This window comes from Arthrobacter sp. USHLN218 (genome assembly GCF_037144715.1).
In the GTDB taxonomy this organism is placed as follows: domain Bacteria; phylum Actinomycetota; class Actinomycetes; order Actinomycetales; family Micrococcaceae; genus Crystallibacter.
The window spans coordinates 278,859-305,612 of the sequence record NZ_JBBCYT010000006.1 but is presented as its reverse complement, the minus strand read 5'-3'; the positions used below and the strand labels follow the sequence as shown (position 1 = coordinate 305,612).

Genomic DNA, 26,754 nt, shown 5'->3' with positions numbered 1-26,754 from the left:
CAGCCGCCCCTTTTGCCCGACCGGACAACCAAATGGGGGAGATCGAAATGCCTGCACCAGCCCTCGACGTCGAGGCCCTCCTGAGGCGCTACGACACCCCCGGCGCCTGCGCCGCCGAGCTGCTCTGCGACGCACACGAGCCGGATGCCATCGCGTTCACCATCATCGGAGCCGACCTCTCCAGCGAAGACATCACGTATGGCCAGCTGCGCGCACGTTCCGAAAAGGGGGCCGCCGCCCTCGCCGGGCTGGGTGTCGGCCGCGGCGACAGCGTGGCGACGCTCATGGGCAAGTCCGCCGACCTCGTCGTAATGCTCCTGGCCATTTGGCGCCGCGGCGCCATCCACGTGCCCTTGTTCACCGCCTTCGCCTGGCCTGCCATCGAGCTCCGCCTCGCGTCCTCGGGCGCCAAGGTCGTGATTTGCGATGCGGACCAGCGCCAGAAGATCGAAGAGACAACCGCTGCCGTCCTGGTCACCGGAGAGCAGGCAACGGCGCCGGATCTGGCCCTGACGCCGCTGCTGGCTGCCCAGCAGGCCGCGGTTCCAGCCGAGGCTGTGGGCGGGAACGGGACGCTGGTCCTCATCTTCACCTCCGGGACCACGGGAACCCCCAAGGGTGTCCCCGTTCCGCTTCGCGCCCTCGCCGCGTTCCGGCAATATGTCGAACTCGGCCTCGACGTACGTGAAGACGACGTGTTCTGGAACGCCGCGGACCCGGGCTGGGCCTACGGGCTCTACTACGGGATCCTCGGCCCCCTGGCCGCGGGACGGCGCAGCCTGCTGCTGCAGGCTGGTTACTCTCCCGCGCTGAGTTTCGATGTCCTCGAACGGTTCAACGTCACCAACTTCGCGGCCGCCCCGACCGTCTACCGCACCATGCGGTCCAAGGCCGACGCTGCTCCCGAACACCTCCGCCTGCGACGGGCCTCCTCGGCGGGGGAGCCCCTGACTCCGGAGGTGATCACCTGGGCGGAGCAGACATTCGGAGTTCCCGTCAGGGACCACTACGGGCAAACGGAACACGGCATGATGATCATCAACGCCTGGCACGACGATATTCGGAGGGACCTGCGGGCCGGTTCCATGGGACACCCGCTCCCCGGCTGGACCTGCGCCATCCTGAAGGACTCTTCGGATGAGCCGGCGGCTCCGGAGGAGCTGGGCAGGGTCGCGGTCGATGCCACGGCGAGCCCGCTCATGTGGTTTACGGGCTATAAGGACGCCCCGGAGAAGACGGCCGAGCGCTTCTCCGCGGATGGCCGCTGGTACATCACGGGGGACGCGGGCAAGGTCGACGGCGACGGGTACTTCTTCTTCTCGTCCCGGGACGACGACGTCATCATCATGGCCGGGTACCGCATCGGCCCGTTCGACGTCGAAAGCGTCCTGTCCATGCATCCGTCGGTCCAGGAAAGCGCCGTCATCGGCGCCCCCGACGAACTCCGCGGCGAAGTCCTGGAGGCGTACGTCGTCCTGGCCGACGGGGCCAGCGGGGACGACGCCCTAGTCGCCGAGCTCCAGAAACTGGTCAAGACCCAGTTGGCCGCCCATGCCTTCCCCCGGAGGATCCACTTCGTGGAGGTCCTGCCCAAGACACCGTCCGGAAAGCTCCAGCGGTACGTCCTGCGGCAACGCCGCGCAGCCCAGCTGGAATAGCTGCGGCTGCGCCCTACTTCGAGGAGTCGGGGTGCTTGTCGCCGATGTGGCCGGGGGCCGTGGCGGCCAGGACCCTCTGCACGAAAGCGCAGTACTCGTCCATGTAGTGGCGCAGGAACTCGCGCGTGCCCTCATTGTGCACCTCGCCGTCCTCATCGAACACTTCCGGGTCGAACCTGACATAGGCCTCGGGAGCGTTGAGCTGCGGGGCGTCGAGGAAGCTGAGCACGCTGCGCATGGATGACTGCATGACGGCCGTGCCGATGCCGCCCGGCGAAGCACCGATGATCCCGGTGGGCTTGCGCGCGAAGGAGTTGGTGCCCCACGGCCGGGAGCCCCAGTCGATGGCGTTTTTCAGGGCGCCCGGGACGGAGCGGTTGTATTCGGGCGAGATGAACAGGATGCCGTCGGACGCCTCGATGGCTTCCTTGAGGGCGCGGGCCGGCGCCGGGAAGTCGGCGTCGTAGTCCGGGCTGTAGAGCGGCAGGTCCTTGATCGGGATCTCGGTGAACTCGAGTTCGTCCGACGCGAGCTTGATCAGCGCTTTGGAGAGCGTGCGATTGATGGAGTTTGAGGCGAGGCTGCCGACGAAGTAACCGATCTGGTGGGCCATACGAAGTGCTCCTTTCGGACGGCCGGGGCGGAACCGGCCCTTACCCGGACGCCTTCCGGTCTAGCACGGCCCCAATCCTGCGGCTAGCAAATAACCCTGATCCGGGCACTAGCCGACCGCAGCCGGCTGCGCTCCCGGAGTGAGGGACGGCATGTTCTCTTCGACGTAGTCGAGCGCCAGCCGGAGGGCGCCGGTGGCGACGATGCCGTCGCCGAGCCGGGAGACCTCCACTCGCGGAGGCCGCTCGGTGAGGGACGGGAGCTCCCGGTTGATCGTGGGTAGCAGCGCCGCCGCCGAGTCTGCCACGGCTCCGGCAAGGACCACGAGTTCGGGATCGAGGAAGGTGCCGAGCACGGCGATGACCCGGGCGATCCGGCGCGCGATCTTGTCCAGGATCTCCAGCGCCACCGGATCCTGCCGGGCCGCGGCCTCGAAGACGAAACGGGCGGAGACGCGCGTGGTACCGGGCCCGACCAGTTCGCGGATCAGCGTCGGCCTGCCCTCCGCCAGCGCCTGCGTGCCCCAATGCCGGGCGAGCCGGGCGATGCCGTCCTGGCTGCCCACACCCTCGACCAGCTGCAGCGATCCCACGTCCCCGGCGCCGCCGTTGCTGCCGTGCAGCAGCCGCCCGGACTCGATCAGCCCGGTGCCCAGCCGCTCGCCGGCCAGCATGACGGCCAGGTCCTGGGTGCCCTGCCCGATGCCCCGCCATCGCTCGGCCAGTGCCGCCAGGTTGGCGTCGTTCTCCAGCAGCACCGGCCAGGCGCGGTCGCGCCACACCTCGGTCTGCAGGCCCAGGTCGAACATCGACGACAGCTGATGCCCGCCCGCGATGTTGCCATGCCGGTCCACGACGGTCGCGACACCGATCCCGACGGCGAGCACCGCCGTCGTTGGCAATCCGGCGTCCTGGAGCACCCGGTCGACGGTCCCGGTGATGGTCTCCAGTCGTTCGTCCGGCGTGGCCTCCATGGCCCGGCCGGGGATCCGCTGCGCGGCGCGGCCGAGCATCGTGCCCTTCAGGTCCGCCACGTGGGCGGTGACCGTGGCGACGCCGAGGTCGAGGCCGAGCACGCAGCCGGCCTCGCCGTTGAATTCGAAGCGGCGCGCCGGCCGGCCCTTCTGGACTCCCTCGTTCCGCTCGGCCCCGAGCTCGCGGACCCAGCCCCGGCGGACCAGGTCGTCGCACACGGCGATCACGGTGGCGCGGGTGAGCCCGGTGCGGTCGATCAGGTCGGTTCCCGTGCAGGTTCCGCCGTTCCTCATCACGTCGAGGACGGCTTTGAGGTTGGTCCTGCGCAGGACCTGGGGCGTGCTGGCGCTGCTGCTCACAAAGTACCTCTTGACGTTAGCGGGTCCGACTCCGAATAATAATAAAGGAACATAAATTTAGACACTAAATAAAAGGAGTTCCCATGGCTACCCGAGTTGGCATCAACGGATTCGGCCGCATCGGCCGCAACTACTTCCGCGCCCTGCTCCAGCAGGAGGCGGAGCTCGAGGTCGTCGCCGTCAACGACCTGACGAATCCGGAGACGCTGGCCCACCTGCTTAAGTACGACTCGGTCACCGGCCGCCTCGGCGTCGACGTCGAGGTCCGCGGCTCGGATCTTGTGGTCGGCGGCAAGACCATCAAGGTCCTGGCCGAACGGGACCCGGGAAACCTGCCATGGAAGGAACTCGGCGTGGACATCGTCATCGAGTCCACCGGCTTCTTCACCGACGCCGCGGCGGCTGAGAAGCACCTGGTCGCCGGCGCGAAGAAGGTGCTGATCTCCGCCCCGGCCAAGGGCGAGGACCTCACCGTAGTCATGGGCGTCAATGACGCGGAGTACGACGACGCCAAGCACAACATCGTTTCCAACGCCTCCTGCACCACCAACTGCCTGGCCCCGCTGGCCAAGGTGCTGAACGACAGCTTCGGCATCGAGCGCGGCCTGATGACCACCATCCACGCCTACACCGCGGACCAGAACCTGCAGGACGGCCCGCACAAGGATCTGCGCCGCGCCCGCGCCGCCGCCGTGAACGTGGTGCCGACCTCGACCGGCGCGGCCAAGGCCATCGGCCTGGTCCTCCCCGAGCTCAAGGGCAAGCTGGACGGCTTCGCCATGCGCGTCCCCGTGCCCACCGGCTCCGCCACGGACCTCACCGTGACCGTGGGCCGCGACGTCACGGCGGAGGAGGTCAACGCCGCCTACCGCGAGGCCGCCGCCGATCCCAAGTGGGCGGGCGTCCTCACCTACTCCGACGAACCGCTGGTTTCCTCCGACATCGTCACCGACCCGGCCTCGTGCATCTTCGACTCCGGCCTGACCAAGGTCATCGGCAACCAGGTCAAGATCGTCGGCTGGTACGACAACGAGTGGGGCTACTCGAACCGCCTGGTGGACCTGACCGAACTGGTCGCCGCCAAACTCGCCTGACCGCCGCAGCGCCGCCGGATCGGACCGCTGCGACGCCTGGATCTCCGGGTGTAGCTGCCGGACCGGCGGTTACTCCTTGATGACGCCGGGTATGTACCGGGCCCCTCCGGCGGCGGTGAGGACCGCGCAGGAGAACCAAATCGCACCGGCCGGCCCCAGCGGGGCGGCCACCAGGCCGGCGGCGAGCGGCAGCACCACCTGGCCGATGCGGTTGCCGAGGAGGCGCAGCGCGAGGGCGGCACCTCGGGATTCGGGCCGGACGGCCTTGCTGATCAGCGTCATGGTCAACGGCTGGCCCAGCCCGAGCAGGAAGCCGCCGGCGAAGAGGCAGGCCCCGGCAACCCACAGGTCATCAAGGAGGAACGGGGTGGCTGCGATGATGATCCCGGCCCCGGCCAGGCTCGCCACCAGCAACTGGTACCGCGTCCAGCGGCCCAGCAGCTGGGACAGGATTACGCGCGAAATGATCGATGCGAGGGCGCGGACGGCCAGCAGGATCCCGACGAAGACCGGCGCGACGCCCTGCTCCTCCGCCAGGAGCGGCAGGAACGCGACGAGGATGTCGATCATCGACAGCAGCGCCAGCGACGCGGCCATGTTCCAGGTGACGCCGGGCTGGCGCAGGATGGACAGTGCCGAATCGGGCTTGGCTGCCCGCGTGCCCACGCCGTCGTTATTGTCCGCAGTAGCGGGAGGCGGTTCCGCCGTCTTGCCCAGCCGCCGGGCCCGCCCCGGGGCGTACCCGAGCATCAGCGGCATGGCGGCGGCGGCGATGCCGGCCGCGAGGTAGAGCGACATATTGATGGCGGACATCCGGTCCCCGCCGGCCCCATCCTGGCCGCCGCCCAGCATCAGGCCGGCGATCAGCGGGCCCAGCAGCTGGCCGCCGGAGAAGGCGGCAGTGAACCAGCCGAAGCCGCTGTCCATCCGGTCCAGCGGCGCGTAGCGGGCAATCGCTGACTGGCCGGCAATGGTGAAAACCAGATGCCCCATGCCAAGCACCGCGCTGGCCGCGCCGATCCAGGCGATTCCCGGCGCGAGGCCAAGCAGCAGCCCCGCGGCCGCCAGCAGCGCCGCACCGGTCACCACCAGCCCGCGCAGCGACTGCAGCCGGTCCGTCACGCGCCCCAGCCAGAGCGCGGCAATCACCGGCAGGGTGGCGTAGACGGCAGTGACGACGCCGATCGCCGCCGCATCCCCGCCAAGGGCCAGGATCTTGTACGAAATCACCGGGCGGGCCAGGTTCAGCGCGGTCTGCGTCAGGACGGCCGCTCCGATCAGCACCCAGAGCCATGATGCGGGCTTGTGTGCTGTGGCGGCCGGCATCTGGCGTGTGGCTCCTCTGTGCAGTTCGGGTCGGGCTCCCCTATTCTGCCGCACGCCCGACCGTTCACCGCATAACCGTTGCGGGACGTGTCCCCCGATGGTCGAATAGTGACCATGGCCAACGGTGCAACCACACTGCTCGCGATCGGCACGAAGAAGGGTCTTTGGCTGGCCACCAGCCAGGACCGGGCGAACTGGACCTTGTCCGAACCGCACTTCTTGATGAACGAGGTGCCCAGCATCGGGATCGACCGCCGCGGGGACCGGATCCGGCTGCTCGTGGGTGCCCGCTCCGAGCACTGGGGCCCCACGGTCTTCCACTCGGACGATCTCGGCGCCACCTGGACCGAGCCGGAACACGGCGCGATCCGCTTCGAGGAGGAGGACGGCGCCGCGCTCGAGCGGATCTGGCAGCTCTATCCGGACACCGAAGACCGGCCGGGCGTGGTGTGGGCGGGCTGCGAGCCGATCTCGGTCTGGAAATCCACGGACGGCGGCGAACACTTCGAGCTGAACCGCAGCCTGTGGAACCACCCGGACAAGCAGCAGTGGGGTGCCGGCTTCGGCGGCGCCGCCGCCCACTCGGTCCTGCCCAGCCCCGCGGATCCGCAGACCGTGCACATCGCCATGAGCACCGGCGGGGTCTACCGGAGCACCGACGGCGGGCAGAGCTGGACCGCGCGCAACCACGGCATCTCCGCCTACTTCATGCCGGACCCCAACCCCGAAGTAGGCCAGTGCGTCCACAAGATCGCCCGGGATGCGGCCAGGCCGGACACGCTGTTCGCGCAGAACCACCACGGTGTCTACCGCTCCGACGACAACGCCGACTCCTGGGTTTCGATCGCCGACGGGCTGCCGACGGATTTCGGCTTCGTCATGCTCACGCATCCGCGCACGTCGGGCACGGCGTGGGTGGTTCCGATCAAGGCGGACGGCGAGCGGATTCCGCCGGAGGGGCACCTTGCGGTGCACCGGACCAACGACGGCGGTGCCTCCTGGACGCGGTTGTCCACCGGTTTGCCGGACAGCGACTTCAACGCCGTGCTGCGCGATGCCGCCGGCGTGGACCAGGCGGAGCCGGCCGGGGTGTACTTCGGCACCCGCGGCGGCAGCGTCTATGCCAGCGCGGACGAGGGCGATGTCTTTGTGGAAGTCGCCTCGCACCTGCCGGACGTGCTGTGCGTCCGTGCGGCCACCCTCAGTTAGGAGCGCCATGGCGGAGGAAGAAGCACGGGCGGTCACCGTCGTCGTACCCAGCCTGCTGGCGAAGGTGATGGACGACCAGCGGGAACTGCAGGTGGGCCTGGAGGATCCGGCCACGGTTGCCGGCGTGCTGGACAGGCTCGCGGCGGACTACCCCGTGTTCGGGCGCCGGGTGCGCAACGAGCTCGGCGACCTCCGCCGCTATGTGAACCTGTACGTGGACGGCGAGGACATCCGTGTGCTGGACGGCACGGGCACCCACCTTCGTCCCGGCCAGGAACTGCTGATCATCCAGTCGGTGGCGGGCGGGTAGCGTTATCCGGCCCCAGGGTCTAGAACTGGAAGGGCCAGAGGAACCAGCACTGCACGGAAAGGGAGGGGCGCCATGACCAGCAGCAACGAGCCTTATTCGCCCGAGGCTGAGGAAGCCGACCGCCAGTGGCAGCAGATGCCCGCGGGGCCGGAGGACGACGGCGACGATGACGTCCTTGCCCCTCCCGCGGCCGCGCCCGAGGCCAACGAGGCCGACCTGCTTGAACAGTCCCTTTCGGTGGATCCGGACGAGGACGACGAATATCCTCACGGTGCCGCGGAATACGCCATCGAGGAGTACGAGGAGTAGCGTCCTCCCCAGCGCATCCGCCCAGCAGCTTCAGGCCCTTTTCCTGCGGGAAGAGGGCCTGAAGCTGTCTAGTCTTTTGCGGGACCGCGGGACATCACGGGTAGATCGCGCCCAGGTCCGGTTCCTTGCTCAGGGTGCCGTACTTGACGGCGGCGTCCGCCAGCTTCTGCGCGGCCTCCATGTTGAAGTCCTTGCGGAAGGTCGGCAGCGCCATCTCGGCCCGGTCCGCCTCTTCGATCTTGGTGTACGTGCCGACGATGTCCCGGACCTCCTGCGGATTCTCCTGCGCGTACTCCAGCGACTTGTTCATCGCCGACTGGAACTTCGCGACGAGTTCCGGATCGTTGCTGACCTTTTCCCCGGTGGTGAAGTAGCCGGAGATGTCCAGGTTCGGATCGAAGTCGGCGAAGTTGTAGGAAAGCACGCGGCCGCCGTCCGCCACCGCCTTGGACAGGAACGGATCGAGGATCCACGCGGCGTCGACCTGGCCGTTGGCCAGCGCGGCGGGCGCGTCGGGGAAGCCGACCTCGACAAACTTGATGCTGTCCGGATCGCCGCCGTCGGCTTCGACCACGCTGCGGATGGTGGTGTCGCCGATGTTGGCGAGCGTGTTGACCGAGACGGTCTTGCCGGCGAGGTCCTTGGGCGACTTGATGTCCGAATCGTCCTTGACCACGACGCCGCTGAAGTCCTTCTGGGCATCGCCGGAGGTCGAGTTGCCGTTGGCGACCATCTTGATGTCCAGGCCCTTGTCGTTGGCCACCATCACCGAGACGACGTTGCCGAAGGAGAAGTCGAAGCCGCCGCTGACCACGGCAGGGATGGCCGCGGCGCCGCCGGCGACCGTCTGGATGTCCAGGTCGAGCCCTTCCTCCTTGAAGAAGCCCTTCTCCTCGGCCAGGTAGAGCGGGGCGGTGTCAACGATCGGGATGACTCCCACCGTGACCTTGGTCAGGTCGCCGGCAGGTGCGGAGGCGCTGCCCTGCGGCGCGTCCCCGCCGCTGGGCGAGCCCGACCCGCAGGCCGCCAGGCCGAGCGCGGAAACGCCGGCCAAGAGAGTCAAGAACGTTCGTTTCATGTCACTTCCTCGTGTCTTAAGGTGCGGCAGCGCGGGCGCACTCCCCCAATCGGAGCACGCGAAAAGCGTGCAGCGCTGCTGTCACAACTGTGCGGGCAATGTGTCGATCACCACATCCTAATTCTGACAGCCAGAATTATGCCCCAAGTGCGGCGGGGGTAAAAACTCCGTGTCGGGACCGGCCGGGCGGCCCTAAGCTTCTGATATGCAGAACACGAAGGTCCAGCGCACCAGGCCGACCTACGCCATCGAGGCCGTGGACAACGCGCTGCAGCTGCTCCAGCTGCTGCGGGACCTCGGCAGGGTGCGGCTCAAGGACGCCGCCGCGGAGCTCGGCGTCGCTCCGTCGACGGCCCACCGGCTGTTCGCCATGCTGGTCTACCGCGGCTTCGCCGTCCAGGACGAGACCAAACAGTACCTGCCCGGCCCCTCGCTCGACGCGGCCCCGGCGGGGGTCAGCTGGACCACGCAGCTCCGCCGGGTCTGCCAGCCGCACCTGGAACTGCTCGCCGCGCGCGTGGACGAGACCGTCAACCTCATGATCCGGGTGGGCAGCCAGGCCCGGTTCCTCAGCACCGTCGAGGGCACCAACATCCTCCGCATCGGCGACCGCCAGGGGGCCGTCCTGCCGGCCCGGAGCGCCTCCGGGGGCAAGGCCATGCTCGCGGAGCTGGAGCCGGCCCAGCTGCATCAGCTTTTCCGGCCCAACAGCTCCGGCACCGGCAGCACCGGGGCCACCGGCGGCGACATCATTCCCGACGTCGAGTACCCGGGCTTCCTCCGGGAGCTCGAGGCGATCCGGCAGAACGGCTTCGCAGCAAACTTCGAAGGCACCGAGGAGGGCGTGAGCGCGCTGGGCGTGGCCATCCACAACGGTGCGGGCGAGGCGCTCGGGGCGGTCAGCGTTGCCGTCCCGGCCACCCGCTTCCGGCAGGTCTTCGACAATGGGCTGGCCCAGGAGGTGCTGCGCTGGCGGCAGGAACTCGAGCTGGACCTGAAGTCCTTCCTGGTCCACGATGACGGGCCTGCGGCATAGCGCCGCTCAGGTCCCGGGCACGGCCTCCGGTCCGCGGTGCGACCGCAGCGACACAATGACGGCGTAGGTCAGCCGTACGCCGGAAAACAGCGTGCGGACGCCGAACAGCATGGTGATGCCCAGCAGCGTCAGCAGCGGCAGGAGCAGCGCCAGCACTGCCAGCGCCGCGTCCAGGAGGCCCAGCAGCAGCACCGTCCGCCGTTCGGCCCCCGCCACCCGGCGCAGCATGGACAGGTGGCTGACGGCGCCGGCGGCGAGCGCGCACACCCCGATCGCCACCAGCACGGCCACCTGCACATCGCGCCAGGTCGCTATCGCCAGACCGGCGAGGATCCACGCGATGGCCACCAGCGGCAGCATGAACCGCCGCGGCGAGCGCGGAACGGCCGCAAGGTCCGCCAGGCCCGAGAGCACAAGCCCCAGGCCGATCGACAGCGCGTAGCGGCTCAACGAGGCCACCGGGTCGAGGATCAGGAACACGCCCAGTCCGCTGGCGAACAATCCCAGCGCCAGCAGCACCCACCACGGTGCACCCTGCAGAAGCCGCGCCATGAGCTGCGGCCAAGCCCGTAAACGTTCCCCGATCGTCCTGCGCACGCCCGCCTCCTCGCTGCTCCCGGCCGAAGCCGGAACTACTGCATGGTGCCGCTACCCTTCAGGGTACGCGCGCGGACCCGGCCCGTCGCGGGTAGGCGCCGGCGGTTAGCGGGAGAGCTGCTCCCGGACCTTCTTGCGCAGCACCTTGCCCAGCATCGACTTCGGCAGCTCGTCCACGGGTACGATCCGGCGCGGCACTTTGTACGCCGAGAGCCGCCCGCGGCAGTACTCGCGCAAGGCGGCCTCATCGATGGTCGCCTGCGGGCGGAGCACGACGGCGGCCGTCACGTCCTCGCCGCCGGCCGCCCTGGGTAGTCCCACCGCCGCGGCTTCGACCACGTCCGGATGCGAGCGCAGCGCATCCTCCACCTCGGTGGGCGAGACGTTGAAGCCGCCCGTGATGATCAGTTCCTTCTTGCGGTCCACAATCGTCGCATTGTGGTCCGGGCCCACGGTGACGATGTCGCCGGTCCGCAGCCATCCGCCGTCGAGCAGGGTTGCCGCCGTCTCCTCCGGCTTGCCCCAGTAGCCGCGGAATACCTGTGGACCGCGGATCAGCAGTTCCCCCCGCTGGCCCGGCTCGACGTCGTTGGCGGGACGTTCCGGATCCACCACGCGCATTTCGGTGCTCGGGAACGGGACGCCGATGCTGCCGTTCCGCCGGGTGTCCGCGAACGGATTGCCCAGCGCCACGGGCGAGGCCTCGGTCATGCCGTACCCCTCGACCAGCAGGCCTCCGGCGGTGCTCTCCCAGAGGTCCACAGTTTCCTGCGTCAGGTTCATGGCCCCCGAAATGGCGAAGCGCACGGAGCTGATGTCCACGCCGCGCTTCCGCGCCTCCCGTGCGGTGCGTTCGTAGATCGGCGGGACGGCGCAGAAGATGGTCGGCGGATGCTTCTTCGCCGCCGCCAGCACCAGGTCCACGTCGAACTTCGGGAACAGCACGATGCGCGACCCGGTGAGGATCCCGAAGGTCAGGTGCAGGGTCATGCCGAAGGCGTGGAACATCGGCAGCACGGCGTACATCACCTCACTGCCCTCCCGGGCCCCGTGCATCCAGGCGCTGCCCTGCTCGGCGTTGGCCCGCAGGTTCAGGTGGGTGAGCATCGCGCCCTTGGGATGGCCGGTGGTCCCCGAGGTGTACTGGATCGCCGCGAGGTCCTCCACACCGGGCTGCGGGTAGTCACGCCGGAGCGGCTTGTTCCGGAGCAGCTTCTGCCAGGGCATCGCGTCCCGGACGACGGCGGTCAGCGCCTTGCGCGCACTGCGCGCCTTGGGCACGGGCAGCCTGAGCGCCAGCCGCTTGGAGCGCGGCATCGCGCGGACAATGTCGACGGAGACGATGGTGTCCACCGCGATGTCCTGCGGGAAGCCCTGGATCTTCTCCACCACGTTGTTCCACACAATGGCCACGGTGGCGCCGTGGTCCTCGAACTGGTGGCGCAGCTCGCGCTCCGTATACAGGGGGTTGTGTTCAACTACGACGGCGCCGAGCCGGAGTACCGCGTAGAAGGCCACCACGTGCTGGGGGCAGTTGGGCAGGATCAGGGCGACCCGGTGGCCCGGCCCCACGCCCCGCCGGCGCAGCCCTTCGGCCGCCCGCTCCACCTGGTCGCCGAGCTCGCGGTAGCTGGTGGCCGCGCCGAAGAAGTCCAGCGCGGTGCGGTGGCCGAACCGGCGGGCCGACGCGGCCAGCATCTCCGGCAGGGAATCGGCGGGAATATCGATGTCCGCGGGAACGCCCGGCTGGTAGTTCTTCAGCCACGGCCGGCTGGCTGTGCTCGCGTTGCTTGCTGTGCCTGCGTTGCTTTCGACGGCGGCCATGGCTCAGTACGGTCCTCTCGCTCGGATGTGGCCAGTCTACGAGGGCGGGCCGGGCGGCGAGGCGCAGTTCCCGGTTTTGGAGTCAGGCGCCCGCCGGAGCCGGGGTGGCCGTCAGCCCCGCCAGCGCGAGCATGCCGAAGGCGAGGGCGATCGCGGCCGGAGTCACGAGGCTGGACAACCGTACGGCGTGTTCCTTTCGCCAGTGCCACAGTGCCAGGACGCCCAGCGCCACTCCGTAGGCCAAGGCGACCAGCACCGAGGCGGGGGCGCCGGCCTGCCAGAAATACGGCAGGCTGATAACCGCTGCGAGCCCCAGCTCGCCCGCGCCCGTCCAGCGCTGGGCCGCGGCCGAGGGCTCCTCGCCGTAGACAAACCACGGAAGCCGGAACAGGTTGCTGAGCGCGCTGCCCAGGAGGAAGGCGATGAAGGCGATGTGCACCATCACCACCATGATCTCGAAGACTCCCTGTCCGTCGTTTGCCACCATCGTGCTGCCCTCTTCATTTGCCGGCTCTTCCTTTTGGACAACCTGCGGGGCCCGCCGCCGGTTCCGCGGCAGTCGCCAATGAGAGCAACGACACCCTTCGGACAGCAGGAAGCCCCGCACCGATCGTGTCGGTGCGGGGCTTCCCCGTGCTTCGAGCGCAGCCGCTGGCTGCGGTCAGCCGGCCTTAGTTGGCCGGGAGCTGCAGAACCTGGTCCACGAAGATCAGGTTCGGGTTGCTGACGGTGTCAGCGTTGGCAGCGTGCAGTGCCTGCCAGCCACCCTCGACGCCGAGCTTGGAGGCGATGGTGTTCAGGGTGTCGCCGGCCTGGACGGTGTAGGTCTCGCCGCTGACGGGAGCCACGGCCGGGGCCGGGGCCGGAGCTTCAGCCTGGACCGGAGCCGGGGCTTCGGCCTGGACCGGTGCCGGGGCGGGAGCCGGGGCCTCGGTCGGGACCTGTGCCACGTTCACCTCGACGGGTGCTTCAGCCGGAGCGGGAGCCGGGGCTCCGCCGCCGCCCTGCAGGCCCAGCTTGGCCGAGCATGCGGGCCAAGCGCCCCAGCCCTGGGTGGCCTGGACCTTCTCGGCTACGGCAATCTGCTCAGCCTTGCTGGCGTTCTCCGGGCTGCCGGAGCCACCGAAGGCGGCCCAGGTGCTCGGGGTGAACTGCAGTCCGCCCGAGAAGCCGTTGCCGGTGTTGGTGCTCCAGTTGCCGCTGCTCTCGCACTGTGCGAGCGCGTCCCAAGTGGCGGTGTCGGCAGCGTTGGCCGGTGCGCCAACCATGGCTACGCCTGCGCCCGTCAGGGCTACTGCTGCGAGTCCGCCACGGAGGGCACGGCTGAGGGTCTTGTTGTTCTTAGAGTTCACGATGCTCCGCAGGGCCACCTTCGCTCCATCCGTCCCCGGACTTCATCGCGCCACCGTCAACCACTCGTAATCGAGGTCAATTCCGACGTCTGCCATGTTGACGGCGTATGGTGTGGGCAGCGTCGAGCATATTCGGTTTTTCAAAGCTTGGCTCGGCTGTTATTGCCGAATCCCCTCGTGCGAGTTACACGGTCCCCCGCACGCGATGCAACGTTACCGCACCGTTATGGTGAGACCAAATCGTGATCTTCACCTTGGCGTGTCGCGCCTGCTATCGGGAGCCAGCCTATGCAATGACTGGACCGTAACCAAATCGAGATAAAGCAGGATCCGCTCATGCCGCCGACCGTCAGAGACCTTTCGCCCGCGGGGTTTGCGGGTGCCGACAAGGCCTTCTGTCCGAGCGCCGCCAAAATGCGCCGGCCCGGGTGTGTGAGCGACCTCACGTTCTCACTCGTCGCCAATCCGCTTCTGGAAGGGAAGGCTTCGGCCATGCGGATAACGCTCGAGAACGACCGGTTCGGCGTCCCGCAACAGGGGGCAAAAGTCCCGTGGTTGCGGCGCAAACGCGGCCTCCCCGGGCGCGAAGGAGCATCAGCCCTTGTGGGCGCCTCGCTACCCCACCCCGGCCCGCACTGCGCCATTGAGGCCCGACCGGCCATTCAGGACGTAACATTTCTTAACACGACCTCCCGGCGCGCCCCAAAGGGACCAGTTGCCACCCCTGCAGCCCCTTCGACCGGGCCATCGAACCGGCCTGCCCGCGGCGAAAGCTCCTGCCTGCGCTTGGACGATGGGGGCTTCAGTCGGCGCTTCGGCTGCCTCGCTCGGTCCTTGCACGTCTGCGGTGGGCGGCCGTGAGGGCCGTGGCGGTCCTGCTGGCTGCTGGCGGCGGCAGCAGGCTCGGTCGCGGACCGAAGGCATTGCTGCCCTTCCGCGGACGGCCGCTGGTGGAACACTTGGCCGGCGAGCTGCGCGCGGGAGGCTGCTCCGACGTCGTTATTGTGCTGGGGGCCGGGGCGGACGAGGTGATCCGGCAATGCCGGCTGGAGGGCTACCGCGTGGTTCGCAACGCCGACTGGGCCAGCGGCATGGGCTCATCCTTCCGCCTCGGCGTGGCGGCGGCCGAGGGAGCGGACGCAGTCGTAGTGGCGCTCGTGGACCAGCCCGGCGTGAGTGCCACCCTGATCCGGCGGTTGCTGGAACGGCACCGGCCCGGCCGCGTCACCGCCGCCGCGTACCGTGCCGAAACCACGGTCGGCGAAAACCCCGACGGCGGTGCGGCCGAACACCGACGCCCGGCACCCGCATCGGGGACGGTCCAGCCGGCGGAGCCGAGGCTGCAGCGCGGGCACCCGCTGGTCTTCGACGCCTCGCTGGCCGTCGAGGCTGCGGCCGAGGCGGCCGGAGACGCGGGGGCCCGGAATTATCTACGCAGGCGTCCCGAACTCGTCGATCTCGTGGACTGCTCCGACCTCGGCTCGGCGGCGGATGTGGACACCCCGGCGGACCTGCCCCTGCTCGACTAAGCGCTATCTGGTGGCCGGGTCACGCGTCGGCACCCTGGAGCAGCTGCAGTCGGCTAAGCATCCTGAAGGCGTCGGGCCGGTCCCCCGCGCCCGCGCGGAACTCCCGGTAGTCCAGCTCCGAAGTGAGATAGGCCGGCGTGTCGGAGTCGGAGAGGATATCCACCAGGTTGATGAACCGCTGCTGGCCGGCCGGGTCCACGTCCCGGAAGGACGGGACATCCGTGAGGATGAACCGGTCGAACCGCCGCGTCCAGTCGAGGAACTCGATCGACGACGTCTCCGCCTCGCAGGCCTGGGTGAACGTGCACCAGAGTTCGTCGGGCCGCAGGGCGGTCACCTCGAAGTCGCGGCTCCCGACCCGGATGGAGGCTGGTTCCGGCCCCCGCGGGGCTGCGAGCCCCAGCCGCTGCAACTGCGTCCCGGTACCCGGAGCGATCCACGCACCGCTGCTGAATCCCGCGTCCGCGGGCGGCTGCTGGCTCCGGTAGTCCGCCGGCCCGGCAAGCCGTACCGTATCCATGTTCTTGAGGATCAGCTCGATCCCGGGTTCGAATATGTGGTGCCAGAGCGGGTTGGGCAGGAGGGATGCCGGGGCATAGTTGGAGCTGACCAGCAGCACTACCTTCGACCTGAACAGCCGGCGCAGGAGGCGGATCAGCAATGTGCCATCGCCGGCGTCGTGGACGTGGAACTCGTCAAAATAGAGGAGGCGGACACCGTCTGTCAGCGACGCCACCGCGCGCTCGACGGCATCCGCCTCGCCCTGATGATCATGGATCCGGCGGTGCAGCTGGTCGAAGAAGCCGTGGAAATGGACGCGCCGCTTGGCCTCTGTCGGCAGCGCCTGGAAGTAGGCATCGAGCAGCCACGACTTTCCGCGCCCCGAATCTCCCCAGACATAGAGCCCCCTCGGCCGGCGCCGGCGCAACCCGGGTGCCAGCAGGTCCTCGGCCAGCACCAGCAACCGGTCGCGGACGGCCCGCTGGGCAGGATCCAGCGCGAAGCCCGCCTCCGCCGCGGACCGGTCCATCGCCGTCGTTATGTCCTGGCTGATGCGCCGCCGCAAACTCATGCAACCCATTCTGGCCGACCGGGGCGGCGCCTGGCTCAACAGGCGCCGCCCCGGGAGGACGAAGGGGCCGGAACCGGCCGGCCGGAGCGGCCGCGCTGTGCCCTTCTTTGTTGTTAAGGTGCGGGCTCGAGCTGCTCTGCTGCTCCGGCTGCCGGGTCCGCGGCGGCGCCACGCCGGCCGCCGAGCCCGAACCAGCTCAGCAGTGCGGCGGCCAGGGCGGCGGCGGCCACCACAAGGAAGGCCTGGGTGAACCCGCTGCCAAGCGCCTCCATGGCGAGCTGGCCGGCCGCGGCGCCCGGGACGCCTTCGGGGAGGCTGTTGAGGGCGATCGGGCCACCGGCTTGAGCGATGCCCATGGCTGGGCCCAGCTGGTCCGCGGGCAGGCCCGAGGTCTGGAGCGAGGCCATCAGCTGCCCGCCGGCTGAGCTCAGGGCGATGGCACCCACGAGCACCGGCCCCAACGCGAAGCCGAGGTCGCGCAGCAGGTTGGTGGTGGCGCTGGCCATGCCGGTCATTTCCCGCGGCACCGAGTTCACGGCGATCGCCGTCATCGGGCTGAGGGTGAAGGCGAAGCCAAGTCCCACCAGCAGGGACGGCAGAACGAACACGCTGACATCCCGGTTGGCGACGTCGGCGGTGGAGTTCATGAACGCGCCGGCACCCATGGCCAGGAAGCCGAAGGTCATCAGCCAGCGCGCCGGGACGCGGTGCTGCAGCCGGGAAAGCACGGGGATCAGGACGAACGCCGGCCCCTGCAGCAGCAGGAAGAGCAGTCCGAGGAACAGCGGATTCTGGTGCTGCACCGGGCCGAGCCACATGCTCGTGGAGAAGCACGCGCCGAGGAAGGCGAACATGCCGACCACGGCGACGATCGACGACACTGTGAACTGGCGGTTCAGGAAAAGCCGCAGTTCGAGCAGCGGGGATTCCACCCTCAGTTCAATGGCCACGAAGACGGCCAGCAGGACGGCGCCGGCCATGAGCGCGCCGATGATGTGCGTAGCGGTCCACCCGTCTTCCGGCCCCTGGACCAGCCCGAAGAGCACCAGGATCAGGCCGAGCGCGAAGGTGATCTGCCCCCAAAGGTCCAGCCGGCGTCCCTCTGCGACCTTGGCCTCCGCGGAGCGGAAGATGGTCAGGAGCATTGCCGCTACGCTGACCAGCGCCACCACGAGATAGGCGCCGCGCCACCAGCCGAAGCCGGCAAAGACGCCGCCGAGCAGCGGGGAGACCGCGGAGCCCGCGGAGAGGAAGCCGGCCCAGATGGCGATGCCGCGCACGCGTTCCTGCATGGTTCGTGCCACCGAAGCGACGAGCGCCAGCGACGCCGGGAAGATCGCGCCCGCACCGAGGCCATTGAGCGCCGACCCCACCCACATCGCCTGGATGCTCGGCGAGAACGCGCACACCAGCGAACCGAGGACAACCAGCACGGCGCCGCCGAGGACCAGCCTGCGGTGGCCGAACTTGTCGCCAAGCACGCCAAAGGTCAGCTCGAACACCACCACTGGAATCATGAACGCGGCAGTGATCCACGTCAGCTGCGAGCCGAACGAGTTGAAGGTCAGCTGGAATTCGCCGTTGAGCGCGCCGGGAAGGGCGTTGGCGACCTGCGCCACCATGACGGCCAGGGAAGCAGCCGCCAGGGTGCCCTTGGCGCGGGCGTTCACCGGCCGGGCCGGCTCCGCGGACGGCGGATAGGACTGGTCTGAGGACGTAGGTGTCCCGCGATCATGGCTCATGAAGGTCTCCTTGTGGATGAACTAGATCGAACCGATGGCTGGGCTGGCGGTCGCCGCGGGGTCTGGCCCTTGGGCCGGGACAACGTCGATCCCAGCGATCCGGGCCCTCAGGCATTAAGGGTCTGGTGCGTAGTCGCAGTCACAGCCAGCTGTGATTCATGCAACAAGCATGCCGTTGACACAACACACTGTCAAGTAAAACTTCAGCGAGAAAAGTGAGTGGTCCCAATCACAGCTCCTCGGCTATCCTGAGGGGCATGGCAACCCTTCGTGAAGCGCAAAAGCAGCAGACGCGCCAGCTGCTCCTGGACAAGGGTCTGGAGCTCTTCGAATCGAAGGGCTACCCGGCGACGACCATCGACGACATCGCTTCGGCTGCGGGTACTACGAGGACGACGTTCTACCTCCACTTCTCTTCGAAAGCGGAGCTCATGTCCGAGCTGATCACCACCGTGGACCAGATCCTCACCACGGTGGACAACCCGCCCCTTTCCACCGTGGTTGAGCTGGGCCGGCGCGACCTGGTGCGCACGTGGCTCGACAGCAAGTTCGACCAGTGGCAGGTCATCCGCCCCTACATTCTGGTTGCGCACCAGGCAGCGGCGGGCGAACCGCAGGTCGCCGACAAGATCGAGTCGTGGTTCGAGGACGTCACGGCCTCGATGCGGGAAGGCCTGGACCGCGCCGGGCGGTTCAGCCCGGAGTCGCGCCGCGTCCGCTGTGTGCTTGCCTTCGGCCAGTTCGAATTCCTCTCGCGCCGCTGGTTCCTCTCCGGCTGGACCACGGACCGGGAAGTCTGCCTGGAGACGCTCACGGATTCCTGGTGCCACCTGCTGACCGACGAGGGCGAGCCCGCAGCGGGCTAGGGTCCCGCGGGCAGCGCCATAGGCGGCGAAGCGCGGCGACCGAGCCGGCCGCCGCGCACCAACCCGCAACTAGGCCTGCCGGATGCGAGGATGAAGCGTGCCGGACTCAACGTTGCTCAACCTCGGCCCGGCCAGCTGGGTCCTTCTCGCCGTGCTGCTGCTCGGCGCGGCAGCCGTCTGGCGCTTCGCGCTCTCCGGCAGCTTCCGCCACGTCGTCGTCGCCGGAGTGCGGGCGCTGCTTCAGCTGGCCTTAGTCGCCCTGGTCATCTCCCAGGTGGCGGGGGATCCGCTGCTCGCCATGCTTCTGGTCGCCGTGATGTTCGGTGTGGCGACGTGGACCTCGGGGCACCGCATCGAGTCGAGGGGACGCTGGTGGATGGCGGCTCTTCCGATTGCCGCGGGAGTCCTGCCGACGGGCGTACTCATGTTCGCCAGCGGGGTCCTGCCCGCGGACGCCCTGGCTCTCATCGCCGTCCTGGGCCAGCAGATCGGCGGAGCCATGGCGACCACCACCGTGGCCGGCCGCCGCATCGAGGCCGAGCTCGCTACCCGCCGCGGGGAAGTGGAGGCCGGCGCCGCCCTGGGCCTCACCTGGCCCCAGGCAAGGATGCTCGTCGCCGGTCCGGTGGCAGGCGAAGCCGTCCTGCCGAGCCTCGACCAGGCCCGGACCGCGGGGACGGTCACGCTGCCCGGCGCGTTTGTCGGGCTGATTTTGGGCGGAGCCGACCCGTTCAGCGCGGGACTTGTCCAGCTCCTGGTGCTGGTGTCCCTGCTGCTTGTCAATACCCTCGCCGCCTGGACCACGCTCCGGCTGAGCGCCCGCGGGGCCTGGCGGCCGGTGCGGGCGTGAGGATCCGCGGCGTCCAGGAGGCCCGGATCCCGAGCTGCCCGCGCTGCCCGGTTGTGGGTCTGCCCGGCCGATCAGCCCGTCAGGTTCCGCAGAACGTGCGGTAGGGGCCGAAGCTTTCCGGAGCCGGCGCGGCATAGCGTTCCAGGCCGGGACGCTCGTCGTAGGGCCGGGTGACCGCTTCGAGGAGCGACCCGAACGGCTGCAGGTCCTCCTCTGTCGCGGCGGCCAGCGCCTCCTCGACCAGATGGTTCCTCGGAATGTAGGCGGGATTGACCCGGTCCATCGCGTCCGCGTCCGGACCCTCCGCGCGCCAGTGCTCGGCCCACGCATCGAATGCCGCGGCGTCGGGGACCAGGTTCCGCGACTGGTCCGGGTTGCCCCGGGCGGCAGCCCCCAGGCTCCGGAAGAAGGACGTGTAGTCGGCGCGGCCGGCCTGCAGCAGGGCGATTGCCCCGTCCACCAGCGACGAGGCGGTTTCCGTATCCACACCGGCCGGCAGTCCCAGCTTGGCCCTCATCCCGGCCGACCACGCCTGGCTGTACTGTTCCCGGAAGCCGGCGAGCGCTTCCTCGGCCGCGCCGACCGCCTCGTCCTCCGTCCCGGGGAACAGCGGCAGGAGCGCCTCCGCCAGGCGGGCAAGGTTCCATTCCGCGACGACGGGCTGGTTGCGGTACGCGTAGCGTCCGGCGTCGTCGATCGAGCTGTAGACCGTGGCCGGATCGAAGGCGTCCATGAAGGCGCAGGGCCCGTAGTCGATGGTCTCGCCCGAAATCGTCATGTTGTCCGTGTTCATGACCCCGTGGATGAAGCCCACGAGCATCCAGCGCGCCACGAGCGCCGCCTGCGCGGCGACCACCGCCCGGAACAGCGCCAGGTACGGCTGCTCGGCTTCCGCGGCGCCGGGGTGGTGCCGGACGATGGCGTGGTCCGCGAGGCGGCGCAGGAGGTCGGCATCGCCCGTGGCCCGGGCGTATTGGAAGCTGCCCACCCGCAGATGGCTCTCCGCCACCCGGACCAGCACCGCCCCGGGCAGTACGGTGTCCCGGCGCACCCGCCGGCCGGTCGCCATCACGGCCAGCGACCGGGTGGAGGGGATGCCGAGGGCGTGCATCGCCTCGCTCACGATGTACTCGCGCAGCATGGGGCCGACGGCGGCAAAGCCGTCTCCGCCGCGGGCAAACGGCGTGGGCCCGGAGCCCTTGAGGTGGATGTCGCGCAGGCGTCCGCCCGCATCCTCGACCTCGCCGAGCAGGAGGGCGCGTCCGTCGCCGAGGCGCGGCGCGTAGAAGCCGAACTGATGCCCGGAATAGGCCTGCGCCACCGGCGTGGCACCGTCCGGCAGCCGGTTTCCGGTCAGCAGCGCCAGCCCCTCCTCCGACCGCAGGAAGGCCGGGTCCAGCCCCAACTGGCCGGCCAGCGGTTCGTTGAGGACCAGCAGGCGGGGGTCGGCGACCTCCTCCGCCTGCCAGGGCAGGGCCAGCTCGGCCAGGTCCCGGGCGAACCGGCCACCGAGCGTGAAGGTTGACGAGGCTGCTGTGCTCATTCCTTAACGCTACCCGCGCCCCGCGGACCCGGAACAGCAGGCCCGGGATCCGGCCCGAAACAGGCCCTGGTCAAGTCGCCGGTCGCTGGCCGGAAAACCGGTCCGGGAGCGGCGCCCGGGATCGCCCTGCTAGTGCGCGGCGACCGCAAGGAAACGGATGGGCAGTTCGATGAGCCTCAACGGTCCGTGCGGACCTTCCCCCTCGAAAACCAGCGAGTCTCCCGGCGACAGCTCGTACTCGTAGGACCCGTGCCCATACACCATGCGCCCCTCGAGCATGTAGATGAACTCCGTGCCGGAGTGCTGGAACAGCGGAAAGACGTCCGACGCGCTGGTCAGCGTGACCAGGCTGGGCTCGATCGGGTTTTGCCGCCGCTTGAGGGATCCCAGCGACCGGTACTCGTGGCCGTGGCGCGTCCCGGTGCGCACGGTAACGCTTCCCTCGCCGGCCTTGGTCAGCGTCGCCTCGCGCTCCGTGTCCGCCCCTTGGAAGAGCGACGTGACAGGAACATTGAGACCGTGGGCCAGGCGCTGCAAGGTGGTCAGCGAGCAGGAGGTGCTGGCCGATTCGATCTTGGAGATCATGGCCTTGGACAGTCCGGTGCGGGTCGCGAGTTCGGCCGCAGAAATTCCGGCCTCGCGCCGGTATCGCTTCACCTGCGCGGCGATCACGGCCTCGAGCGAGCCGGGGGCGTCCGCCGGTTCGGCCTCGGCGTGCGGCTCCTGCCCGGCCTCCTCGCTTGTCATGGGTCGAGTATAGGCAGTGGCAGACGGGCCGCCCCAAAACTCCTCGGCGGCCACCAGATCGGAGGCGGACGGAACGAAGGGCAGGCCGATTCTGCCAGCCGCCCTGTCCCGCCCCGTCCGCCCCTGCATCATTCCCGTTCCGCCAGTCCCTGGAGCACGTTTGCCAGAGCCAGCGCCCCCGCCTCCGCGTCGTCGTCCTCTACATGCTCTTCGGGGGAATGCGAGATCCCCGTCGGGTTACGGACGAACAGCATGGCCGTCGGAAGACGGGCCGCCAGCACACCCGCGTCGTGGCCCGCACCCGTCTCGAGGACCGGCGCGTCCGGCAGCAGCTTTCCGACGCGCCCTCGGAGCGCGGGATCGAAGTGGACGGTTGGGCTCAGCGATTCCTCGCTGAGCTTCACGGTGCAGCCTTCGGCCGCGGCGGCGCGGATCGCCTCCGCATGGATGCGTTCGACGACGGCGGCGGTCACCGCGTCGTCCTGGTGGCGCACGTCGATCCACAGGTTGACCGAGGACGCGATGACGTTGGTGCCGCCCGGGACCGGTTCGATCCGTCCCACGGTGGCCCGGGCCCCGGGATGCCGGAGGGCCGCGTCGCGGACAGCCTGGACCATCGCGGCCGCGGCGACCATCGGATCCCGCCGGTCCTCCATGAGGGTGGTACCCGCGTGGTTGCCCTGTCCCGCCACGGTCAGGCGCCAGCGGCCGTGCCCGAGGATGGACGAGCCAACGGCGACCGGACGGTCAAGGTCGACAAGCCCCCTGCCCTGTTCCACGTGGAGTTCGACGAAGGCCCCTATCCGGGCGACGGCTTCAGGATCCGGCCCCACGAAGCGTGGATCGAGGCCGGCCGCCGCGGCGACGTCGGCGAAGGTGTTGCCGTCCGGGTCGCGCAGGTTCCGGGCCTTGTCCGGGTCGATGGCACCGGTCAGCAGGCGGGAGCCCAGGCAGGCCACCCCGAAGCGGGATCCCTCTTCCTCCGGGAAGACCGCGAGTGCGATGGGCCGCCGCGGGGCCATGCCGCGGCTGCGGAGGTGGTCGACGGCGGCGAGCGCAGAAGCCACGCCGAGCGGCCCGTCGAAGGCACCGCCGCCCGGGACCGAGTCCAGGTGGCTGCCGGTGACGACGGCGTCCTGCCGCGTCCCGCTGCCCGTGTCCCACCAGGCCCAGAGCACGCCGTTGCGGTCCGTCTCGGTGTCCAGTCCGCGGTGCCGCGCCTCGTCGAGGAACCACTCGCGCAGCTCCTGTTCAGCCGTGGAATACACGGCCCGGCTGTAGCCGCTGCGGCCGGCGTCCCTGCCCGTGGCCGCGATTCCGGCGAGCAGACCTGCGACGCCGGTCCCCGCCGTCGTTGGCACCGCCCCCGGCGCCGCGCTCACGCCGACCCTCCCGAGGCCGCCGCCCGCGATGGACGGAACCGTTCCGGCACCCCGCCCGATCCTGTCGCGAGGTCCGCCGCCAAACTGCCCAGCAGCGGCGCAAACTTCGCCCCGTGGCCGCTGCAGGGCGAGAGGACGGTGACGCCGTCGGCGGTGTCGATGACGAAGTCCTCGTTGGGCGTATTGGTGAACAGGCACGTCGTCTCCGCATAGGGCTCCGGGACGAGGCCCGGCACATACCGCTTGACGTACTCAATGATCCGGTCGCGGTGCGCCGGGTCGATCAGGCCGTCCTGGGCGGAGGCGTCGGGGATGGGCTTGCCGCCGTTGAATTCGGCCAGCTTCTGGCCCCGGAAGTCCGCGTCCCGGCCGCCCGGCAACCCATAGGTCTGGATGCCCGGCCGTTTGTGGATGAACGTGGGCCAGGGGGTCCCCTGCTGCGGCTGCTCACGGTAGGGGAAATGGAAGGCCGTCTCCTGCATCACGGTGAAGGCCGGCAGCGAAGCCAGGAACGCCGGCGCCAGGTCGAGGCCGCCGAGCAGCCCCGGCAGCCAGCCGCCTGCGGCCACCACGAGATGCCCTGCTTCCACCTGCTCGCCGCGGTCATTGGTCAGCAGGTAGCGCGCACCCGAGCGCCGTGCCGTAGTCAGCGTCCAGTCCTGGAAGAGCCGGGCTCCCTGTCCGACGGCGGCCCGCACGATGGTGTGGACTGTCTCGTGGGCGTCGATCACCCCGGCGCCTTGGTGCCAGAGCACCTCCGTGTCGAACGCGAACTGGGGCCAGCGGCCGCGGGCCTCCTCAGCAGACAGCAGCTCGTGCCCGATGCCGGCGCCGGCGAGCACGTCGGCGAGGGCGCGCGGTTCCCGCTCCTGGCCGTAGTCGACGCAGCCGGTCGGCGTGATGAGGGGCTGTCCCGCCAGCTCGGAAAGCTCCTCCCAGCCAGCCAGCGATTCCTTCACCATGGCGGCATAGCCAGCGTCCGGGTATGCGTAGCGGAAGATCCGCGCCGAGCCGTGCGAGCTGCCGGCGTGGTTGGCCGGCACGGACCGCTCGACGACGGCGACCTGATGGCCGCGCGCGGCAAGCTGCCAAGCCGCGGCGGCGCCGGCCAGTCCGGCGCCGACCACCACGTAGTCGAAGGCCTCCGCGGACATCAGGACCCCGCCCCGCCCGCGCCGGGAATCCACGAGGTGCCGGCCAGCGGCACCCGCGCCATGGCCGCCGACTCCATGGTCAGCGCCACGAGGTCCTCCGGTTCCAGGTTGCGCAGGTGCGCCTTGCCGCAGGCGCGGGCGATGGTCTGCGCCTCCATGGTCAGCACGCGGAGGTAGTTGGCGATCCGCCGCCCGCCTGCCACCGGGTCAAGCCGCTTGGCCAGCTCCGGGTCCTGGGTGGAGATGCCGGCGGGATCCCGGCCGTCCTGGAAGTCGTCGTAGTAGCCGGCGGCCGAGCCGAGCCGGGCGTACTCGTCCGCATAGCGCGGGCTGTTGTCGCCGAGCGCGATCAGCGCGGCAGTGCCGATCGCCACCGCATCGGCACCGAGGGCCATCGCCTTGGCCACATCGGCGCCGGTGCGGATGCCGCCGGAGACGATCAGCTGCACCTTGCGGTGCATGCCCAGTTCCTGAAGGGCCTGCACCGCCTGCGGGATGGCCGCCAGCGTGGGGATGCCGACGTTCTCGATGAACACCTGCTGCGTGGCAGCGGTTCCGCCCTGCATGCCGTCGACCACGACCACGTCCGCGCCGGCCTTCACCGCCAGGGCGGTGTCGTAGTACGGGCGGGAGGCGCCGATCTTCACGTAGATGGGCTTCTCCCAGTCGGTGATCTCGCGCAGTTCGGCGATCTTGATCTCCAGGTCGTCCGGCCCCGTCCAGTCCGGGTGCCGGCAGGCCGAGCGCTGGTCGATACCCACGGGCAGCGTGCGCATCCCGGCCACTCGCTCGGTGATCTTCTGCCCCAGCAGCATTCCGCCGCCGCCCGGCTTGGCGCCCTGGCCGAGGACCACCTCGATCGCGTCGGCCTTGCGCAGGTCGTCCGGGTTCATCCCGTAGCGGGAGGGCAGGTACTGGTAGACGAGGTTTTTGGACTGGCCGCGCTCCTCCGGCGTCATGCCGCCGTCGCCCGTGGTGGTGGAGGTACCCACCTCGCTGGCGCCGCGGCCCAGGGCCTCCTTGGCGTTCGCTGAAAGGGCGCCGAAGCTCATGCCCGCGATGGTCACGACGGTGTCGAGGTGCAGCGGTTTCGAGGCATAGCGGTCGCCGAGGACGACGTCGGTACCGCACTTTTCGCGGTAGCCCTCCAGCGGGTAGCGGGACATGGAAGCTCCGAGGAAGAGCAGGTCATCGAAGTGCGGGACGTGCCGCTTGGCGCCCCAGCCGCGGATGTCGTAGATGCCGGTTTCGGCAGCGCGCTGGATGTCCGCGATGGTGGCTCGGTCGAAGGTGGCGGACTCGCGGAGGCCCTGCGCGGCCCGGGAGGAAGCAGCCGCGGACGGCGCGGCGGCGGCCGGGGACTGGGTGGTTGCGGTGAGGGTCATGGCTGTCTCCTAGTAGGCGCTGGAGTTGTCGACGTGGAAGTTGTAGAGGGTACGGGCGGAGCCGTAGCGGGTGAAGTCGGCCGGATCGTCGTCGCGGCCGGCGGCGCGGAGGAGCTCCCCGAGCTCGACGAGGTGCTCGGGCCGCATCTCCTTGGCGATGCAGTCGGCGCCGAGCGAGGCGACCTTGCCCTTGACGTAGATGCGGGCCTCGTAGATGGAGTCGCCGAGGGCGTCGCCGGCATCGCCGCAGACCACCAGCCGCCCGGCCTGGGCCATGAAGGCCGACATGTGGCCGATGCTGCCGCCGACCACGATGTCCACGCCCTTCATCGAGATGCCGCAGCGCGCGGCGGCATTGCCGTCGATGACCAGCAGCCCGCCGTGGGCCGTGGCACCGGCCGACTGCGAGGCGTCGCCGGTGACATGGACCGTCCCCGACATCATGTTTTCGGCGACGCCGACTCCGGCATTGCCGACGATTGTGACGCGGCCCCCTTGGTTCATGCCCGCGGAGTAGTAGCCGGCGTGGCCGTTGATCTCCACGTCGATCGCGGCGTTGATGCCGACGGCGAGGCTGTGCTTGCCGCCGGGGTGTTCGACGGCGAAGGACTCGCCGTCGGACGCCTCATGGATGGCCTGGTTCAGGGTGCGCACGTCGTCGAGCTTGAGGTCGAAGACCCGGGCCTGCTCCTCGGTCCGTGCCGGGCTCTGGGCGGGGAGGCTGTCGAGGGTGGTGGTCACGTTGG

25 protein-coding genes are annotated in these 26,754 nt (G+C 69.6%); 9 read left to right on the top strand and 16 right to left on the bottom strand.

Annotation, left to right across the window (positions count from 1 at the left end; translation table 11 throughout):
* The first annotated feature begins 47 nt into the window (after positions 1 to 47).
* Positions 48 to 1,658: an AMP-binding protein gene (locus WFH44_RS15505; protein ID WP_336714818.1), complete on the top strand. Its 1,611-nt coding sequence runs from the start codon at positions 48 to 50 to the stop codon at positions 1,656 to 1,658.
* Between the two features lie 13 nt (positions 1,659 to 1,671).
* On the opposite strand, the gene WFH44_RS15500 is transcribed toward WFH44_RS15505, so the two are convergent.
* Both WFH44_RS15500 and WFH44_RS15495 read right to left on the bottom strand, forming a co-directional pair.
* Entirely contained in the window at positions 1,672 to 2,271 is a 600-nt protein-coding gene (locus tag WFH44_RS15500; RefSeq protein WP_336714817.1) for an NADPH-dependent FMN reductase, read from the bottom strand.
* A 108-nt stretch (positions 2,272 to 2,379) separates the two neighbouring features.
* Positions 2,380 to 3,603: an ROK family protein gene (locus WFH44_RS15495; protein ID WP_336714816.1), complete on the bottom strand. Its 1,224-nt coding sequence runs from the start codon at positions 3,601 to 3,603 to the stop codon at positions 2,380 to 2,382.
* Positions 3,604 to 3,686: 83 nt separating this feature from the next.
* Here WFH44_RS15495 and gap point away from each other — a divergent pair, with 83 nt between their 5' ends.
* Positions 3,687 to 4,697 carry a type I glyceraldehyde-3-phosphate dehydrogenase gene (gap, locus tag WFH44_RS15490; RefSeq protein ID WP_336714815.1) on the top strand — a complete coding sequence of 337 codons (1,011 nt, stop codon included), beginning with the start codon at positions 3,687 to 3,689 and terminating at the stop codon, positions 4,695 to 4,697.
* Between the two features lie 69 nt (positions 4,698 to 4,766).
* Here gap and WFH44_RS15485 read toward each other — a convergent pair whose 3' ends face one another.
* On the bottom strand, positions 4,767 to 6,023 hold the full coding sequence (locus tag WFH44_RS15485) for an MFS transporter (RefSeq protein WP_336714814.1): 1,257 nt from the start codon (positions 6,021 to 6,023) through the stop codon (positions 4,767 to 4,769).
* A gap of 114 nt (positions 6,024 to 6,137) precedes the next feature.
* Here WFH44_RS15485 and WFH44_RS15480 point away from each other — a divergent pair, with 114 nt between their 5' ends.
* The 3 genes from WFH44_RS15480 to WFH44_RS15470 all read left to right on the top strand — a co-directional run bounded on the left by WFH44_RS15480 (position 6,138) and on the right by WFH44_RS15470 (position 7,851).
* The gene (locus tag WFH44_RS15480) at positions 6,138 to 7,232 is read left to right on the top strand and encodes a WD40/YVTN/BNR-like repeat-containing protein (RefSeq protein ID WP_336714813.1); all 1,095 of its coding nucleotides are present in this window, start codon (positions 6,138 to 6,140) and stop codon (positions 7,230 to 7,232) included.
* Between the two features lie 7 nt (positions 7,233 to 7,239).
* The gene (locus WFH44_RS15475; RefSeq protein ID WP_336714812.1) at positions 7,240 to 7,542 is read left to right on the top strand and encodes a MoaD/ThiS family protein; all 303 of its coding nucleotides are present in this window, start codon (positions 7,240 to 7,242) and stop codon (positions 7,540 to 7,542) included.
* Positions 7,543 to 7,614: 72 nt separating this feature from the next.
* Positions 7,615 to 7,851: a hypothetical protein gene (locus WFH44_RS15470; protein WP_336714811.1), complete on the top strand. Its 237-nt coding sequence runs from the start codon at positions 7,615 to 7,617 to the stop codon at positions 7,849 to 7,851.
* A gap of 94 nt (positions 7,852 to 7,945) precedes the next feature.
* On the opposite strand, the gene WFH44_RS15465 is transcribed toward WFH44_RS15470, so the two are convergent.
* Entirely contained in the window at positions 7,946 to 8,929 is a 984-nt protein-coding gene (locus tag WFH44_RS15465; protein WP_336714810.1) for an ABC transporter substrate-binding protein, read from the bottom strand.
* Between the two features lie 205 nt (positions 8,930 to 9,134).
* Between WFH44_RS15465 and WFH44_RS15460 the strand changes: the two genes are divergently transcribed.
* Positions 9,135 to 9,965 carry an IclR family transcriptional regulator gene (locus WFH44_RS15460; RefSeq protein WP_336714809.1) on the top strand — a complete coding sequence of 277 codons (831 nt, stop codon included), beginning with the start codon at positions 9,135 to 9,137 and terminating at the stop codon, positions 9,963 to 9,965.
* A gap of 6 nt (positions 9,966 to 9,971) precedes the next feature.
* Here WFH44_RS15460 and WFH44_RS15455 read toward each other — a convergent pair whose 3' ends face one another.
* From WFH44_RS15455 to WFH44_RS15440, 4 genes are all read right to left on the bottom strand, one after another.
* Entirely contained in the window at positions 9,972 to 10,562 is a 591-nt protein-coding gene (locus WFH44_RS15455; protein WP_336714808.1) for a DUF308 domain-containing protein, read from the bottom strand.
* 105 nt (positions 10,563 to 10,667) lie between these two features.
* Positions 10,668 to 12,386 (bottom strand): long-chain-fatty-acid--CoA ligase, encoded by a 1,719-nt coding sequence (locus tag WFH44_RS15450; RefSeq protein WP_336714807.1) that lies wholly within the window; start codon positions 12,384 to 12,386, stop codon positions 10,668 to 10,670.
* Positions 12,387 to 12,468: 82 nt separating this feature from the next.
* Positions 12,469 to 12,873, bottom strand: a complete 405-nt coding sequence (locus tag WFH44_RS15445) for a hypothetical protein (RefSeq protein ID WP_336714806.1) — start codon at positions 12,871 to 12,873, stop codon at positions 12,469 to 12,471.
* A gap of 184 nt (positions 12,874 to 13,057) precedes the next feature.
* Complete coding sequence (locus WFH44_RS15440) at positions 13,058 to 13,738, bottom strand: transglycosylase family protein (RefSeq protein ID WP_442892921.1); 681 nt, start codon at positions 13,736 to 13,738, stop codon at positions 13,058 to 13,060.
* An 857-nt stretch (positions 13,739 to 14,595) separates the two neighbouring features.
* Here WFH44_RS15440 and nboR point away from each other — a divergent pair.
* Positions 14,596 to 15,267 carry a nicotine blue oxidoreductase gene (gene nboR, locus WFH44_RS15435; protein WP_336714805.1) on the top strand — a complete coding sequence of 224 codons (672 nt, stop codon included), beginning with the start codon at positions 14,596 to 14,598 and terminating at the stop codon, positions 15,265 to 15,267.
* A gap of 19 nt (positions 15,268 to 15,286) precedes the next feature.
* On the opposite strand, the gene zapE is transcribed toward nboR, so the two are convergent.
* Both zapE and WFH44_RS15425 read right to left on the bottom strand, forming a co-directional pair.
* Positions 15,287 to 16,339: a cell division protein ZapE gene (zapE, locus tag WFH44_RS15430; protein WP_336714804.1), complete on the bottom strand. Its 1,053-nt coding sequence runs from the start codon at positions 16,337 to 16,339 to the stop codon at positions 15,287 to 15,289.
* Positions 16,340 to 16,452: 113 nt separating this feature from the next.
* Entirely contained in the window at positions 16,453 to 18,081 is a 1,629-nt protein-coding gene (locus WFH44_RS15425) for an MFS transporter (RefSeq protein ID WP_336714803.1), read from the bottom strand.
* Positions 18,082 to 18,338: 257 nt separating this feature from the next.
* Between WFH44_RS15425 and WFH44_RS15420 the strand changes: the two genes are divergently transcribed.
* Both WFH44_RS15420 and WFH44_RS15415 read left to right on the top strand, forming a co-directional pair.
* Complete coding sequence (locus tag WFH44_RS15420; RefSeq protein ID WP_336714802.1) at positions 18,339 to 18,947, top strand: TetR/AcrR family transcriptional regulator; 609 nt, start codon at positions 18,339 to 18,341, stop codon at positions 18,945 to 18,947.
* 97 nt (positions 18,948 to 19,044) lie between these two features.
* Positions 19,045 to 19,797, top strand: coding sequence for an ABC transporter permease (locus WFH44_RS15415; protein ID WP_336714801.1), 753 nt, complete (start codon positions 19,045 to 19,047; stop codon positions 19,795 to 19,797).
* A gap of 79 nt (positions 19,798 to 19,876) precedes the next feature.
* Here the strand turns inward: WFH44_RS15415 and WFH44_RS15410 are convergent, their stop codons facing one another.
* The 6 genes from WFH44_RS15410 to WFH44_RS15385 all read right to left on the bottom strand — a co-directional run bounded on the left by WFH44_RS15410 (position 19,877) and on the right by WFH44_RS15385 (position 26,749).
* Positions 19,877 to 21,340: a protein adenylyltransferase SelO gene (locus WFH44_RS15410; protein WP_336714800.1), complete on the bottom strand. Its 1,464-nt coding sequence runs from the start codon at positions 21,338 to 21,340 to the stop codon at positions 19,877 to 19,879.
* Between the two features lie 129 nt (positions 21,341 to 21,469).
* Positions 21,470 to 22,087, bottom strand: coding sequence for a helix-turn-helix domain-containing protein (locus WFH44_RS15405; protein ID WP_336714799.1), 618 nt, complete (start codon positions 22,085 to 22,087; stop codon positions 21,470 to 21,472).
* A 128-nt stretch (positions 22,088 to 22,215) separates the two neighbouring features.
* A complete protein-coding gene (locus WFH44_RS15400) occupies positions 22,216 to 23,469 on the bottom strand; it encodes an allantoate amidohydrolase (protein ID WP_336714798.1) in 1,254 nt (417 codons plus the stop codon).
* Positions 23,466 to 24,623 carry an FAD-dependent oxidoreductase gene (locus WFH44_RS15395; RefSeq protein ID WP_336714797.1) on the bottom strand — a complete coding sequence of 386 codons (1,158 nt, stop codon included), beginning with the start codon at positions 24,621 to 24,623 and terminating at the stop codon, positions 23,466 to 23,468. The genes WFH44_RS15400 and WFH44_RS15395 overlap by 4 nt, the downstream gene beginning before the upstream one ends.
* Positions 24,623 to 26,008 carry an FMN-binding glutamate synthase family protein gene (locus WFH44_RS15390; RefSeq protein WP_336714796.1) on the bottom strand — a complete coding sequence of 462 codons (1,386 nt, stop codon included), beginning with the start codon at positions 26,006 to 26,008 and terminating at the stop codon, positions 24,623 to 24,625. Before WFH44_RS15390 ends, WFH44_RS15395 begins: the two co-directional genes overlap by 1 nt.
* A 9-nt stretch (positions 26,009 to 26,017) precedes the next feature.
* Positions 26,018 to 26,749, bottom strand: a complete 732-nt coding sequence (locus WFH44_RS15385; RefSeq protein WP_336714795.1) for a protein glxC — start codon at positions 26,747 to 26,749, stop codon at positions 26,018 to 26,020.
* Positions 26,750 to 26,754 lie beyond the last annotated feature (5 nt).